11 protein-coding genes and 4 pseudogenes are annotated in these 13,237 nt (G+C 71.1%); 6 read left to right on the plus strand and 9 right to left on the minus strand.

Annotated elements, in window-relative coordinates; all coding sequences use genetic code 11:
- Nucleotide 1: 1 nt before the first annotated feature.
- The 3 pseudogenes from AQJ91_RS57410 to AQJ91_RS58340 form a co-directional block, all read right to left on the minus strand.
- Nucleotides 2-796: pseudogene (locus AQJ91_RS57410) on the minus strand (ATP-binding cassette domain-containing protein); the annotation flags it as partial.
- A pseudogene (locus tag AQJ91_RS57415) lies at nucleotides 782-1,054 on the minus strand (ATP-binding cassette domain-containing protein); the annotation flags it as partial. The pseudogenes AQJ91_RS57410 and AQJ91_RS57415, both read right to left, overlap by 15 nt.
- Before the next feature lie 25 nt (nucleotides 1,055-1,079).
- Nucleotides 1,080-1,283 (minus strand): annotated as a pseudogene (locus AQJ91_RS58340) (ATP-binding cassette domain-containing protein); the annotation flags it as partial.
- On the opposite strand from AQJ91_RS58340, the gene AQJ91_RS55940 reads away from it, so the two are divergent.
- Nucleotides 1,239-1,391, plus strand: a complete 153-nt coding sequence (locus AQJ91_RS55940) for a hypothetical protein (RefSeq protein ID WP_234382844.1) — start codon at nucleotides 1,239-1,241, stop codon at nucleotides 1,389-1,391. The pseudogene AQJ91_RS58340 and the gene AQJ91_RS55940 overlap by 45 nt on opposite strands.
- On the opposite strand, the gene AQJ91_RS23625 is transcribed toward AQJ91_RS55940, so the two are convergent.
- The 4 genes and pseudogenes from AQJ91_RS23625 to AQJ91_RS23640 all read right to left on the minus strand — a co-directional run bounded on the left by AQJ91_RS23625 (nucleotide 1,378) and on the right by AQJ91_RS23640 (nucleotide 6,056).
- Nucleotides 1,378-1,794 carry an ABC transporter permease subunit gene (locus tag AQJ91_RS23625; protein WP_199848008.1) on the minus strand — a complete coding sequence of 139 codons (417 nt, stop codon included), beginning with the start codon at nucleotides 1,792-1,794 and terminating at the stop codon, nucleotides 1,378-1,380. The genes AQJ91_RS55940 and AQJ91_RS23625 overlap by 14 nt on opposite strands.
- A 430-nt stretch (nucleotides 1,795-2,224) precedes the next feature.
- Nucleotides 2,225-2,487: pseudogene (locus AQJ91_RS23630) on the minus strand (EamA family transporter); the annotation flags it as partial.
- A 47-nt stretch (nucleotides 2,488-2,534) separates the two neighbouring features.
- On the minus strand, nucleotides 2,535-4,214 hold the full coding sequence (locus tag AQJ91_RS23635) for an IclR family transcriptional regulator domain-containing protein (RefSeq protein ID WP_067025244.1): 1,680 nt from the start codon (nucleotides 4,212-4,214) through the stop codon (nucleotides 2,535-2,537).
- 555 nt (nucleotides 4,215-4,769) lie between these two features.
- Entirely contained in the window at nucleotides 4,770-6,056 is a 1,287-nt protein-coding gene (locus AQJ91_RS23640) for a M6 family metalloprotease domain-containing protein (protein ID WP_199848009.1), read from the minus strand.
- 269 nt (nucleotides 6,057-6,325) lie between these two features.
- On the opposite strand from AQJ91_RS23640, the gene AQJ91_RS23645 reads away from it, so the two are divergent.
- Nucleotides 6,326-6,970 (plus strand): TetR/AcrR family transcriptional regulator, encoded by a 645-nt coding sequence (locus AQJ91_RS23645; RefSeq protein WP_199848015.1) that lies wholly within the window; start codon nucleotides 6,326-6,328, stop codon nucleotides 6,968-6,970.
- Nucleotides 6,971-7,068: 98 nt separating this feature from the next.
- Entirely contained in the window at nucleotides 7,069-8,592 is a 1,524-nt protein-coding gene (locus AQJ91_RS23650; protein ID WP_067025402.1) for an MFS transporter, read from the plus strand.
- Nucleotides 8,593-8,690: 98 nt separating this feature from the next.
- On the opposite strand, the gene AQJ91_RS23655 is transcribed toward AQJ91_RS23650, so the two are convergent.
- On the minus strand, nucleotides 8,691-9,200 hold the full coding sequence (locus AQJ91_RS23655) for a MarR family winged helix-turn-helix transcriptional regulator (RefSeq protein ID WP_067025253.1): 510 nt from the start codon (nucleotides 9,198-9,200) through the stop codon (nucleotides 8,691-8,693).
- A gap of 109 nt (nucleotides 9,201-9,309) precedes the next feature.
- Between AQJ91_RS23655 and AQJ91_RS23660 the strand changes: the two genes are divergently transcribed.
- On the plus strand, nucleotides 9,310-10,101 hold the full coding sequence (locus tag AQJ91_RS23660; RefSeq protein ID WP_067025255.1) for a dioxygenase family protein: 792 nt from the start codon (nucleotides 9,310-9,312) through the stop codon (nucleotides 10,099-10,101).
- A 22-nt stretch (nucleotides 10,102-10,123) separates the two neighbouring features.
- Here AQJ91_RS23660 and AQJ91_RS23665 read toward each other — a convergent pair whose 3' ends face one another.
- Nucleotides 10,124-10,642 carry a GNAT family N-acetyltransferase gene (locus tag AQJ91_RS23665; protein WP_067025258.1) on the minus strand — a complete coding sequence of 173 codons (519 nt, stop codon included), beginning with the start codon at nucleotides 10,640-10,642 and terminating at the stop codon, nucleotides 10,124-10,126.
- A 169-nt stretch (nucleotides 10,643-10,811) separates the two neighbouring features.
- On the opposite strand from AQJ91_RS23665, the gene AQJ91_RS23670 reads away from it, so the two are divergent.
- Nucleotides 10,812-11,819: a sigma-70 family RNA polymerase sigma factor gene (locus tag AQJ91_RS23670; protein WP_067025262.1), complete on the plus strand. Its 1,008-nt coding sequence runs from the start codon at nucleotides 10,812-10,814 to the stop codon at nucleotides 11,817-11,819.
- A 506-nt stretch (nucleotides 11,820-12,325) separates the two neighbouring features.
- Nucleotides 12,326-13,093, plus strand: a complete 768-nt coding sequence (locus AQJ91_RS23675; RefSeq protein ID WP_407696901.1) for a TetR/AcrR family transcriptional regulator — start codon at nucleotides 12,326-12,328, stop codon at nucleotides 13,091-13,093.
- Nucleotides 13,094-13,237 lie beyond the last annotated feature (144 nt).

The raw sequence follows: 13,237 nt of genomic DNA on the forward strand, positions 1-13,237 counted from the left end.
TGATCCGTTCTGTGCCGTTGGCGGTTGCCGCTCCGGAGGCGTCCAGGCAGAGGCCGGAGAGGTTGTTGGTGATGGTGCCGTCGGAGTTGACGGTCCACTTCTGGTTGGTGCCGCCTGTGCAGTCCCAGATGACGACCTTGGTGCCGTTCGTGGTGCCGTTGTTGTCGGCGTCGAGACACTTGTTGCCGTAGACGACGAGTTCACCGCGCGAGGTCTGCTGGAAGGTCTGGTTGCGTCCGCCTGAGCAGTCCCAGATCTGTGCCTGGGTGGCGTTGACGTAGGTGGCCTTGGGCCGCAGATACGTGCCCATCCGCAGGTTCTCCTCGACGGTGAGCGCGGGGAACACGTTCTGCAGCTGCGGTACGTATCCGACGCCCCGGCGGACCTGCTCGTGCGCGGGCCGGTTCGTCACGTCCGCCCCGTGCAGCCGCACGGTCCCGGTGCGCACCGGCAGCAGGCCGAACACCGCCTTGATCAGCGTCGACTTGCCGACTCCGTTGGGACCGATCACACCGACCAGCTCACCGGGCCGCACCTCGACGCTGCAGCCGCGCAGCACATCGACTCCGGGCAGGTAGCCGGCGACGATCCCGTCGGCCACCAGCACCGGCCCCTCGGCCACCAGGCGGCCGCCGGCCATGACGGCCACCCAGTCGCTGATGCCCATCACCACATCCATGTCGTGCTCGACGAAGCACACGGTCAGTCCGCCGTCCCGCAGTTCGGTGATGTGCCCGAGCAGCGTCTGGGTGAGCGCCGGGTTCACCCCGGCCATCGGTTCGTCGAGCAGCACCATGGTCGGCCGGACCATCAACGCGCGGGCCAGCTCCAGCAGTTTGCGCTGCCCGCCGGAGAGCGTGCCGGCGTAGTCGTGGCGCAGCTGCCCCAGCCGGAACCGGTCGAGCAGTTCCTCGGCCCGGCTCTCGATCTCCCGCTCCTGTCGGCGCCACAGCGGCGGCAGCAGGGCGGGCAGCAGCCGCTCGCCGACCTGGCCGGTCGCCGCGAGCTTCATGTTCTCCAGCACGGTGAGCCGGTCCAGCGTCCGGGTGAGCTGGAAGGTGCGGACCCAGTCCGCGCCGCGCCACCTCGTACGCCGGCCTGCCGCTGATCGGCTGCCCGTCGAACGTCCAGCGGCCGCCGTCGGCCCGGTCGAACCCGCTCACCACGTTGAACAGTGTCGTCTTCCCGGCGCCGTTGGGCCCGATGAGCGCGGTGATGACGCCGCGCTGGAACTCCAGATGCTCGATGTCGACGGCGACGAGACCGCCGAAGGTACGGCTCACCCCGTCCAGGACGAGCAGCGGCTCCGGCTTGCTCACCCCGAGCTCGGGAGCGGCTCCGGCGAGCGGGTGGCCGGCTGCCGTGGTGCCTGCGGCGTCAGCGGACACTGAGCACCATCTCCTTCCGGCTTCCCAGGATGCCCTGCGGCCGGAACACGACCAGCAGGATCAGGGCGAGGCCGACCAGCGCGAAGCGCACGGCCCCGACCTCCGCCTGACTGATCAGCTCCGGCGACACATGGTCCGCGTCGATGGCCTGCCGCAGCGCGCTGTCGAGGAAGGTCGGCAGGAACCAGAACAGCACCGAGCCGACGACCGGGCCCAGGATCCGCCCGACGCCGCCCAGCACGAGCCGGGTATAGAGGAAGAACGTGACGGCCGGATCGAAGCTGTCCGGGTTCACCGACTGCACCTGGATCGGCTGCAGCATGCCGGCGACACCACCGATCACGCCGCCCAGGACGAGGCTCTGCATATGGCGCCCCTGCGGCCAGGCGTCGTGGGTGTGCGGCACGACGTTGGTGGAGGGAGCGCGGAGGACTGGCCGCGCCTTGCGTGGGCCGCGCCGCCGCGGCCGGACACGGGCGGGTGGGGGCGGGCCGGTCGCCTCGCGAGGTACGCCGACCCGGCGGCCTTCGGGCGGTGGCGGTGACGGTGATACGCCCGCGCCGCGCAGGGGCGTGCGGGCATCGGCGTCGGCGCGCTGGGCGGACGCGGAGCCCGCGGTCGGCACCGCGAACTGGCCGTGCTGGTCGGGGGCCGCCGAGGTGCGGTCGGCTGACGGAGAGGAACCCGGCGACGAAGCCGGCCGGCACCAGACCGCTGACGGTGCGCCAGGCACCGCTCGGGTCGTCCCCCAGCCGACGGGCCGCAGTCAGGGTCGTCGGCCGACGCGCGTAACGGCCCACGATCCAGCCGCAAGCCGTCAGCCGACCCCCCCCCCGTCAGCCCCGCCGCGCAACAATGCTCAACGAGTTCGCGGCAACGGTGGCTCCGATGCTCGCCCACTCCGTCCAGGCCAGATTCCGGCCGGGGATGATCCAGCCGACGACGGCGGCGAGGACGGGGTTGACGCTCATGAAGAGGCCGAAGGCCTGGGCCGGAATGCGGCGCAGGGTGAACAGGTCCGCGAGGTACGGCACCGCGAGGCGAGCACACCGGCGGCAACGGCGCGACCGACGGCCCCCGCAGTGGGCGGTTGCCGGAGGACCCGGGGGCAACTGACCGGCCGGTGGGCCGTATCAGGCCAACCCGTCAGGTCAACGGCACCCGCCTGAACCGCCCCGCCACCCGCAGATCGGCCTCGATCCGCCCGGCCGCGGCGATCAGCTCGGGAAGGACGTCCCGTTCGCATTCCTGGACCGTCCGGCGGGCCGCGTGCATCGCGACGTTCACCGCGGCGACCGCCCGGCCCGTCCGGTCCCGCACCGGCACCGCGACCGACCGCAGCCCCTCCTCCAACTCCTCGTCGACCAGGGCGTACCCGCGCTCACGGACCTCCGCCAGCACGCCCGCGAGGACGGCGCGGTCGGTGACCGTACGTGGAGTCAGCGGGCGCAGCTCCCCGAACTCCCGCTCGTCCTCCGGGAGATCCGCCAGCAGCACCCGCCCCAGGGACGTCGCATACGCCGGGAGCCGCGTGCCGACCGTGATGTTGACGCTCATCACACGGCTCGTGGCGACGCGGGCCGTGTACTGGACCTCCTCGCCGGCCCCGGTGAGCACCGCCAGCGACGACGACTCGTGGATCCGGCCGGAGAGGTCCGCCAGGTGCGGAGTGGCGATCTGGGGGAGGGACGTACGGGACAGAGGCGGGAAGCCGAGCGACAGCATCCGCGGGGTCAGCACGAAGCCGCGGTTCCCGGACGAGGCAACCAGACCCAGGTGCTCGTACGTGATCAGCGCCCGCCGTGCCGTCGCCCGCGCCAGGCCCGTCGCGCGAGCGACATCCGTGAGTGTCAGCTCGGTGCGCCCCTCACCGAAGGCCGTCAGCACGGCCAGTCCGCGCGCCAGCGACTCGACGAACTCTCGCCCCAGCTCCTGCTTCGACGCCCCCGTCCAGGTCGCCAGCCCCGAGGGCGGAGCCGCCCCGGGCTCCGCCTCCGGCGCCTCGCGCAGCTCGCGCTCCATGTCCGCGACCGCCGTCCGCAGCCGGGGGAGCAGGGTGTCCCGCAGGCCGGCCGCGGTGTGCCGGCTGGTATGGCTGACGACGCTCGCGACGCAGGCGATCCGTCCGGTACGGGCATCCCGTACCGGCACGGACACGGCGACCAGCCCCGGCTCGATCAACTGGTCGTCCAGCGCCCACCCGTCCCCCCGCGCCCGTACGGCCCGCAGCTCGAAGTCCGCGTCGGGGTCGGCGTCGGCGTCAAGGTGTTCGCGCGGCGGTACGGCCGGAAAACCCCGGTCCTCCGGATCCGCCGCCCGGCGCGAACGCCAGCCCGCCCACTCCTGCTCCGTCCACTCGGTGGCGAACAGCGCGCCCGGCGCGGTGCGTTCGGCCGGGAGCAGGTCGCCGATGCGGAAGCTGAGGGACATCGCGCGGCGGCGGGTGGCCTGGTGGATGAAGCGGACGCCGTCGCGGTCGCCGACCGCCAGCGACACCGACTCGTCCAGTTCGTCGGCGAGGGCGTCAGCGCGGGCGTCGAGCAGGGCGGGCAGGCGCAGGGCCGCCAGGTAGGCATTGCCGAGTTCCATCAGCCGGGGGGCGAGGACCACGTCGCGGCCGTCGAGACGGACGTAGCCCATGCGCGCGAGGGTGGAGGCGATCCGGTCCACCGTGGAACGGGCGAGCCCGGTGGCCCGCTCCAGCGCGCTCGGGCTCAGCACCCCGCCGGCCTCCGTCAGCCGCCACAGCACCGCGACACCCCGGATCAACGGCGTGACCGCCTCCTCCGGAACTGCGGCGGCGTCCATCGTGCTCTTCGCTGGCATCGGCTCTCCGGTACGGCGTTCGCGGGCAGGCCTACCGTAATCCGCGAACCACACGAGCACGGCGCGCGGACGACCGTATACGTGCCACCACGCCACCGCACCGCGCGCCCGCGCACGCCTGGCGCCGAGTCACTCGCACCCGGTATTCCCCGGACAGGCCAGCGCCCGTCACCGCTGTGCGGGTGCTGCGGCTGGGGCCGCGGAAGTCTTCGCCGGGGCGGGCAAAGGCGCCACCAGGCAAGCCCAAACCGAACCGCGCGGGCACGGCGCGCGCCCGTCGCGGCGCCCGCAGCACGCCGCGTGCGTCCAGCGCCGCGCCACCCGCACCGCGCCGCGTGCGCATACAGCGCACCACCTGCACCGCGCCGCGTCCAGCGCCGCGCCACCCGCACCGTGCCGCGTGCGCCCAGTACCCCGCTCCCCGCACGTCCAGCGCCGCGCCACCCGCACCGTGCCGCGTGCGCATACAGCGCACCACCTGCACCGCGCCGCGCCCAGCAGTGCACCCTGCTCACCCACCGCGTCCGCCCAGCACCACCCCACCGCCCCGCCCCACTACCGCCGCGAAACCAGCACCCGATACTCCCCAGAGGCCCCCGCCCCCGCCCCTGCCACCGCGATCCGGATCCCCCGCTTGGGATCCCGGAAGTCCTCGCCGGGCTTGAACGGGGCGTCGGAGAGTTCCGCGTGGACGTTGGGGCTGCGAGTGCAGCCGCCGCTGTCCTGGTGGGAGTCGTAGACCCGTATCGGGCCCATGCCGGTGTCGATGTCCGCGTCGACCCTGTAGATCAGTACGCCCGGCCGGCACACGGTCTCGTCGTTGCCCGCGCGGGTGCGCAGTTCGACGGCGTAGCCGGTCTTCGGGCTGACCGGCACGAACACCAGCTTCGGTCCGCCCGCGCGGGCCAGCGGTGTCAGTGTGTACTCGGTCGTACCGGGCGCGGTCGCGCAGCCGACCTGGGTCGCGTCCAGCCAGCCCAGTTTCCACTTGTGCCAGCCGAGCAGGTCGTTGTTGGCGCCCCAGTCCTCGCTCATGATGTCCCAGTGGCCGACCGCGCCCCCGCCTTCCTGGGTGTAGAGGTCGGGCAGGCCGAAGACGTGGCCGTTCTCGTGGGGGAGGACCCGGTAGCCGGTGCGGTCGTAGGAGCCGGAGCCGTCGTCCTGGCGGGAGTAGACGAACGAGGCGTTGGCGACGGGGACGCCGTCCGCGACCGGCGCCTCCGTGTTGCCCGCGAAAGTCACCGACAGGACCGTGTCCAGGGCGGAGGGGCCGGCGTTGGGCGTCATCAGCACGTTCAGGAAGTCGTACCTCCGGAAGTCCACCCGGGGATCGGCCGCCGCCACGATGTCCTGGACCAGGTCCCGATAGCCGGGGTCGAAGGGCGCGCCGCGCTCCGTGCCGTACGCCCGGAACGGCTTCGGCATCCGCAGCCAGCCGTTGACCGGCGTCTCGGCGCGGTAGTCGAGGCGGCCGTAGGAGCTGGTGCGGAACCACTCCCGGGTCTGCGGGAAGAACTCCCGGAAGCGGTCGAGCGCGCTGCCCGGACCCGGCGCGTCGGAGAAGTCGATCATCAGGGTGAGGGCGCGGACGGTGCCGGTGGAACGGGAGTAGCCGGCGGGGGTGGGGACGCCCTCCGACATCTGGACGTCGGTGCGGCCGCTGATCATGCAGGGGGCGAGGGCCGCGGAGCGGGCCGGCGGGATGGGTCCCGCCCCGGTCGCCGTCGTGGTGCCCGTCGTGAGGTGCCCGGAGTCGGCCGAGGTGCTGACCGCCAGGGTCAGCACGGTCACGGAGGCGAGGGCGGCCACACGGCGCGGGCGTATCCGACGGCTCGACTGCATGCAGGGGGCCCTTCGTCCACGGCAGCCGCCGGTCAGCGCGCTGCACCCTTGCGATCACCCTGTGTCGGGCGATGCGCGCACGCGCGCTGGAGGAGACCGAACGTGGGTTTCCCGGCGGTAGCGGATGTGACTCAGGTCACTTGAGATCTCCTCGAGGATGGGAAATAACCGGGGACGCTCTCCCCGTTTAGACCTGTGTCCACCGCGAAACGGGGAGAGATTCCCCGGATCGCGAACCACCGGCTCCGAGGAGTTACGCCGTGCAGACCGTGACGTCTCCCCACTCCGGGCAGCGCAAGACGCCCCGGCCGCGTGCCGACGCCCTGCGCAACCGGGAGCGGATCGTCACCGCCGCCCGGGAGATGTTCAACGAGTTCGGCCCGGACGTGCCGCTCGACGAGATCGCCCGCCGGGCCTGCGTCGGCAACGCCACGGTGTACCGCAACTTCCCGGACCGCGACGCCCTCGTCCGCGAGGTCGTCTGCTCGGTCATCGACCGTACCTCGGAGGCGGCCGAACAGGCGCTCGCCGAGACAGGGGACACCTTCGAGGCGCTGGAGCGCTTCGTGCACACCTCCGCCGACGAGCGGATCCACGCGCTCTGCCCGATGGTCCAGAGCACTTTCGACAAGCACCACCCCGATCTGGCGGCCGCGCGCGAACGGTTCGAGCGGCTCGTCGACCAGCTCATCGACCGGGCGAAGGCGGCCGGTCAGCTCCGCGCGGACGTGGGTGTCGGCGATCTGATGACCGCCGTGGTCCAGTTGTCCCGGCCCCCGGCCGGCACCGGCTGCCACACCCTCGACCGCTTCGTCCACCGCACCCTGCAGCTGTTCCTGGACGGACTGCGGGCCCCGGCCCGTTCTGCCCTGCCGGGCAGGGCCGTGACCATGGAGGACCTCCGCCAGTCCTGATCGATTAGTTCAGAGCTCCACAGCAGTCGTTTCACGCACGTTCTCACGCACGTCCTCACGCACCTTTTCCGTCACGAAGTCCCGAAGTGGGTACCTCCATGTCTGAAACAACCTCAAAGGCTCTCGGCGTAGCCGATAGCAACCGCTGGAAGGCGCTCGTCTTCATCGCGCTCGCCCAGCTGATGGTCGTGCTCGACGCCACCATCGTGAACATCGCCCTGCCCTCCGCCCAGCAGGACCTGGGCATCTCGGACGGCAACCGGCAGTGGGTCGTCACGGCCTACGCGCTCGCGTTCGGCGGTCTGCTCCTGTTCGGCGGCCGGATCGCCGACCTGTGGGGCCGCAAGCGCACCTTCGTCCTCGGCCTGGCCGGCTTCGCTGCCGCCTCCGCGCTGGGTGGCGCGGCCACCAACGAGGCCATGATGTTCGGCTCCCGCGCCCTGCAGGGCGTCTTCGGCGCCCTCCTCGCTCCGGCCGCGCTCTCCCTGCTCGCCGTGATGTTCACGGACGCCAAGGAGCGCGCCAAGGCGTTCGGCATCTACGGCGCGATCGCCGGTGGCGGCGGCGCCGTCGGCCTGATCCTCGGCGGCTTCCTCACCGAGTACCTGAACTGGCGCTGGACGTTCTTCGTCAACATCCCGTTCGCGGTGGTCGCCGCGGCCGGCGCCTACTTCGTCATCCGTGAGCCCGAGGGCGGCCGCAACCGCTCGCCGCTCGACATCCCCGGCGTGATCCTGTCCACCCTCGGCCTGGTCGCGCTGGTCTACGGCTTCACCCGCGCCGAGTCCGAGGGCTGGAGCGACTCCGTGACCGTCGGCATGTTCGTCGCGTCGGCCGTACTGCTGGCCGCGTTCGTGGCCGTCGAGGCGAAGGTCAAGGCCCCGCTGCTGCCGCTGCGTGTGATCACCGAGCGCAACCGCGGCGGGATCTACCTCTCCCTGGGCCTCGCGATCATCGCGATGTTCGGCCTGTTCCTCTTCCTGACCTACTACCTGCAGATCGTGAAGGGCTACTCGCCGGTCAAGACCGGTTTCGCGTTCCTGCCGATGATCGTCGGCATGATCACGGGCTCCACCCAGATCGGTACCCGCCTGATGACCCGGGTCGCGCCGCGCCTGCTCATGGGCCCCGGCTTCCTGGTCGCCGCGCTCGGCATGCTGCTGCTGACCCGGCTGGAGATCGGCTCCTCGTACGCCGCCCTGCTGCTCCCGGCCATGCTGCTGCTCGGCCTCGGCATGGGTACGGCGTTCATGCCGGCCATGTCCCTGGCCACCCTGGGCGTCGAGCCGCGGGACTCCGGTGTCGCCTCCGCGATGGTCAACACCTCGCAGCAGGTGGGCGGCGCGATCGGCACGGCCCTGCTGAACACGATCGCCGCGTCCGCGACCACGTCGTACCTCGCGGACCACATCGGCTCCGCCACCAGCCGCTCCCAGCAGCAGCTGGTCCAGCTGGAGGCCATGGTGGAGGGCTACACCAGCGCCATCTGGTTCGCCGTCGGCATCCTGGTCGTCGCCGCGGCCATCGCCCTGACCTTCGTCAACGCCGACCGCCCGAACATGGCGTCCGGTGCGGCCGAGGGCGCCGAGGAGGAGGTGCCGGTACCGGTCGCCGTCCACTGACGACGACCTCCGGTCGTACCCCCTTCGGAACCCCTCGTACGTACGGGGATGGGGACGCTCCGTACGTACGAACCCCCAGGACCTGCCCTGACTCCCGCTCAGCGGAGCCAGGGCAGGTCCGCACCCGCCTCGTTCGGCTGCAGGCCCTCGGCGATGATCTGCATCGCTTCGCCGAGGGCTTTCTGCTGTTCGGGGGTGAGCCGGTCGAACACCGCGTTCCGTACGGCCGTGACATGGCCCGGTGCGGCCCGCCGCAGCACCTCTGTGCCCTGCTCCGTCAGCACCGCGAACTGTCCCCGCTTGTCGTCGGGGCAGTCCTCGCGCCGCACCCAGCTGTTCTTCTCCAGGCGGGCGATCGCGTGCGACAGCCGGGAGCGGGTGATCTTCGCGTGCATCGCCAGTTCGGTCATCCGCAGCCGTCGCTGCGGGGACTCGGAGAGCCTGACGAGCAGGCCGTAGTAGACGTGCGGCATGCCCGCGTCGCGCTGGAGCTGGCGGTCCATGTGGTCTTCGAGAAGCGTGGCGGCGTGCACGTACGAACGCCAGACGCGCTGTTCCTCTTCGGTGAGCCAGCGTGGCTCTTCTTCGGATGTGGATGCCCTGTTCATGTATCCCACTCTACGAGAGGCTCATTGAAAATTAAACCAAACTGACTTAAGCTGTGTGGCGATAGCTTGAGGTTTCAAGCGCGTGTCACTTCCGGAGGGAGCCGTCGCCATGTCCGCCGCGATCGAGGAGCGCATGCCGGCGCTCTACCTCAGCCATGGCGCACCGCCCCTGGCGGACGATCCGGTCTGGCCCGGTGAGCTCGCCGCCTGGTCCGCCGGCCTGCCCCGCCCCAAGGCGATCCTCATGGTCTCCGCCCACTGGGAGGAGGCTCCCCTTGCCCTCGGTGCCACGGAAGCCGTTCCTCTCGTCTATGACTTCTGGGGATTCCCCGAGCACTACTATCAGGTAACTTACGGTGCTCCGGGAGCTCCTGGACTCGCCGAGTCCGTACGGAAACTGCTGCGCGCCCCGGGTACCCCGGTCCAGGACATCCCGGACCGCGGTCTCGACCACGGCGTCTATGTCCCGCTTGTGGAGATGTTCCCCGAAGCCGACATCCCGGTCCTGCAGGTCTCCATGCCGACCCTCGATCCGGTGAAGCTGATGGAGATCGGCCGCAGACTGGCGCCGCTGCGCGACGAGGGGGTGCTGATCGTCGGCTCCGGCTTCTTCACCCACAACCTGGCCGCCCTGCGGCACACCGGCCCGGGCGTGCCCACCTGGTCGTCCGAGTTCGACGACTGGGGGCGGCGCGCACTGGAGGCCCGTGACTGGGACGGCCTGCTCGACTTCCTCAACAAGGCCCCCGCCGGTCACTACGCCCACCCGCGCACCGAACACTTCGCCCCCCTGTTCGTCGCCATGGGCGCGGCCGAGGTGTCCGGCGAGCTGGACGCGCAGAAGTCGGTGATCGACGGGTTCTGGATGGGAATGGCGAAGCGGTCGGTGCAGTTCGGCTGAAGAGGCGGTCGCTACGGCGTCGCTACAGGTCCTTCTCGTACCAGGCGACGTCCCAGTAGCGGCCGAACTTGCGGCCCACCTCGCGGTACGTGCCGACGTACTGGAATCCGAACTGCTCGTGCAGCCGCGCGGACGCCTCGTTGGGCGGGACTATGCCGGCGTAGGCGCGGTGCACGTCCTCGTCGGTCAGGGCCTCGAAGAGGGCCTTGTAGAGGAGCGTGCCGACGCCACGGCCACGCGCGCGTGGGGCGAGGTAGACGGAGGTCTCCACGGAGGTCCCGTAGGCCGGCTTCGGCCGGAAGGGGCTGGATGTGGCGTAGCCCAGAATCTCCTGTGTGTCCGTCTCCATGGCAACCATCAGCCGGTGCGGTCCGTCTTCAGGGTGGGAGAGCAGCCAAGGACGGCGCTCTCTCGGAGTGAAGACAGCGGTGTCGAAAGTGATGGGCGTCTCACGTACATAGTGGTTGTAGATGTCGGTGAGGGCCACGAGGTCACCCTCGACTCCCGGCCTGACCTGGATCTCTGTACGTTCCGGCGACATCAAGCCTCCTCATGTGGCCGCACAGGGTACTGCATGATCAGAAAAATAGGGGGGCGGGTTGGGAATTCTGTCCTGATTCCAGTCGTTGTTTCCATCAGATGCGGGGCACCCGAGGAAAGTGCCAAGCGTCCCGGATCACCTGCCAGCCCACCATTGCAAGGGAGCACGCATGGCAACCCGTGCCGTCGCCCGTCGTCAGTCCGCCACCGGCGAGACGGCCGACGCGGCAAGCAGTGTTCGCGCTGTTCGCGCCCATGCAGGCGAGATCGCCGATCGCGACCTGGTCGGCATGTATCTCGACGAGATCGCGCGCACACCGCTGCTCGACGCCGCCAAGGAGGTCGAGCTGTCCCAGATCATCGAGGCGGGTGTCTTCGCACAGCGGGTCCTCGAAGGGTTCGAGGAATCCAAGACCGGCGCCACCCGCGAGGAGCTGGAGGCGCTCGTCGCCGAGGGGGAGCGCGCCAAGGATGTCTTCATCCGCTCCAACCTCCGCCTGGTCGTCGCTGTCGCCCGCCGCTACCCGCGCAGTGGCCTGCCCCTGCTCGATCTGATCCAGGAGGGCAATGCCGGCCTGGTGCGCGCGGTGGAGAAGTTCGACTACCGCAAGGGCTTCAAGTTCTCGACGTACGCCACCTGGTGGATCCGCCAGGCGATCACCCGCTCGATAGCGGACCAGTCGCGCACCATCCGCCTGCCCGTCCACCTGGTGGAGGAGCTGGGCCGGATCCGGCGCGTGCAGCGCGAGTTCAACCGTGAGCACGGCCGGGACCCGGAGCCCGCCGAGATCGCCGCCGAGCTCGGCTCGACGCCGGAGCGCGTCGCGGACGTCCTGGACTGGGCCCGCGACCCGGTCTCGCTGAACATGTCGGTGGACGACGAGGGCGAGACCCAGTTCGGCGACCTGCTGGAGGACACGTCCGCGATCTCGCCCGAGCAGTCCGTGCTGACCCTGCTGCGCAGCGAGGAACTGGACGACCTGATCGGCCGCCTCGACCAGCGCACGGCCTCCATCATCAAGATGCGCTATGGCATCGAGGACGGCCGCGAGCGCACGCTGACCGAGGTCGGCAAGGAGCACGGTCTGACCCGCGAGCGCATCCGCCAGATCGAGAAGCACGCGCTGCTCGAGCTGAAGAAGCTGGCCCGGGACACCGGGTTCGACGCGGCGGCGTAAGGACGGGGGCGATGCAGGGGGTGCGCTGATTCGCGAATCCGCCTGGGCCGTACGGTGGCCGGGTGAGCGCCGGGCGGCGTACGACCGGCGCCCGCCGCGTACGCCGGGTGGCGGAAGACCGCGCAAACATGGCTGTGTAACGCTGCTTCAACCTACGAGGGTCAGGGAACAAGACTTCAGGGCACGGGAGTTCGGGTTGCGGGAGATCGGTGCCGGGCCGGGCTCGCGGGACCCGCGAAACCCCTCGAGGCTGCTTCGACGCTTCCTGAACCCGCTTGAACTGCCCTGACCCTCAGACCCTCACTGACTTCGACTTCACTGAGCCGAGTCCCGACGCACTCCCCCCGGTGCCGGGACTCTCCCGAGCCGGGCCTCGGCGCCCTTCCCCCCTGGGTGCCGGGGCCCGGCTCCTTTTTGCCACGGGAGGGGTGGGCCACCCCGTACCTGAACCACGGGGTGGCCCACCCGGATGGCAGATTGTGTCACATGGGCATAGCCTGCCGAACGTGAGCAGTCCCACCCCAGCAGAGCCCTCCGGTGCACAGCCCTCCGGTGCCTCCGGTGTTCCTTCCCTCTCGCTGACCGAGCGACGCAAGGCGGCGACGCGGATGGAGATCGCCCGCGCCGCGGCCGGCCTCTTTGTGCGGCAGGGCCTGCGGGCCACCCGCGCCGAGGACATCGCCCAGGCCGCCGGTATCGCCCCGCGTACCTTCTACCGTTACTTCGCCACGAAGGAGGAGGCCGTCGCCCCGCTCTACGCGGCGGGCGCGGAACGCTGGACGGAGGCGGTACGGCAGGCCCCCGCAGACCTGTCCGTACCTGAGGCACTGGAACACGCCGTACGGCACACGCTGACGCCGGGCGCCGGGGTGTCCGCGGCGTCCTGGGAATGGGTCCGCACCCTGATCCGCCTGGCCGCCTCCAGTCCCGCGCTGAGCAAGGTGTGGGCGGAGGTGTGCCATGCGGAGGAACGGTCGTTGGCGGAGGTGCTGGCGGGGAGGGCGACGGGGGCTCCGGCCGCAGCCGGGTCTTCGGCTTCGGCCGGGACTGGGGGCGGTGACGACAACGTTGCCGAGGCGGCGGTCACCTCCCCGGAGCTGAGCTTCACGGGGGCCGTCGCCAGTGCCGCTGTACGCGTGGCGGTGGAGGCCTGGGCGGCCGGAAACGCCCCCGCGCACGGTCCGCGGGGTCCGGCCGCGCTGGCGATGCGGAACCTGGGGGCGCTGCGGGACTTCCCGTGGGGGGAGATCGAGGGTGCCGTCCGGGCGCGCTGACCGGCCGTCCCGGCGAGTCGGCCGCCGTCGGCCCGTGTCAGACGGGCCGCGGTGACCGGGTGTCCCGTCGAGGCCGCCGCCTCCGGCCCGTGCCAGACGGGAGTGCGGTGACCGGCCGTCCGTCGGGTCAGCCACCCGCGGCGC

Source organism: Streptomyces dysideae, from assembly GCF_001514305.1.
GTDB classification, from domain to species: domain Bacteria; phylum Actinomycetota; class Actinomycetes; order Streptomycetales; family Streptomycetaceae; genus Streptomyces; species Streptomyces dysideae.

Bases quoted from the DNA above. Each gene is read 5' to 3' on its own strand.
- AQJ91_RS23650 (WP_067025402.1), top strand. From the start codon at position 7,069: ATGTCTGAAACAACCTCAAAGGCTCTCGGCGTAGCCGATAGCAACCGC.
- AQJ91_RS23640 (WP_199848009.1), bottom strand. From the start codon at position 6,056: ATGCAGTCGAGCCGTCGGATACGCCCGCGCCGTGTGGCCGCCCTCGCC.
- AQJ91_RS55940 (WP_234382844.1), top strand. From the start codon at position 1,239: ATGCTCGATGTCGACGGCGACGAGACCGCCGAAGGTACGGCTCACCCC.
- AQJ91_RS23635 (WP_067025244.1), bottom strand. From the start codon at position 4,214: ATGCCAGCGAAGAGCACGATGGACGCCGCCGCAGTTCCGGAGGAGGCG.
- AQJ91_RS23670 (WP_067025262.1), top strand. From the start codon at position 10,812: ATGGCAACCCGTGCCGTCGCCCGTCGTCAGTCCGCCACCGGCGAGACG.
- AQJ91_RS23655 (WP_067025253.1), bottom strand. From the start codon at position 9,200: ATGAACAGGGCATCCACATCCGAAGAAGAGCCACGCTGGCTCACCGAA.
- AQJ91_RS23660 (WP_067025255.1), top strand. From the start codon at position 9,310: ATGTCCGCCGCGATCGAGGAGCGCATGCCGGCGCTCTACCTCAGCCAT.
- AQJ91_RS23665 (WP_067025258.1), bottom strand. From the start codon at position 10,642: ATGTCGCCGGAACGTACAGAGATCCAGGTCAGGCCGGGAGTCGAGGGT.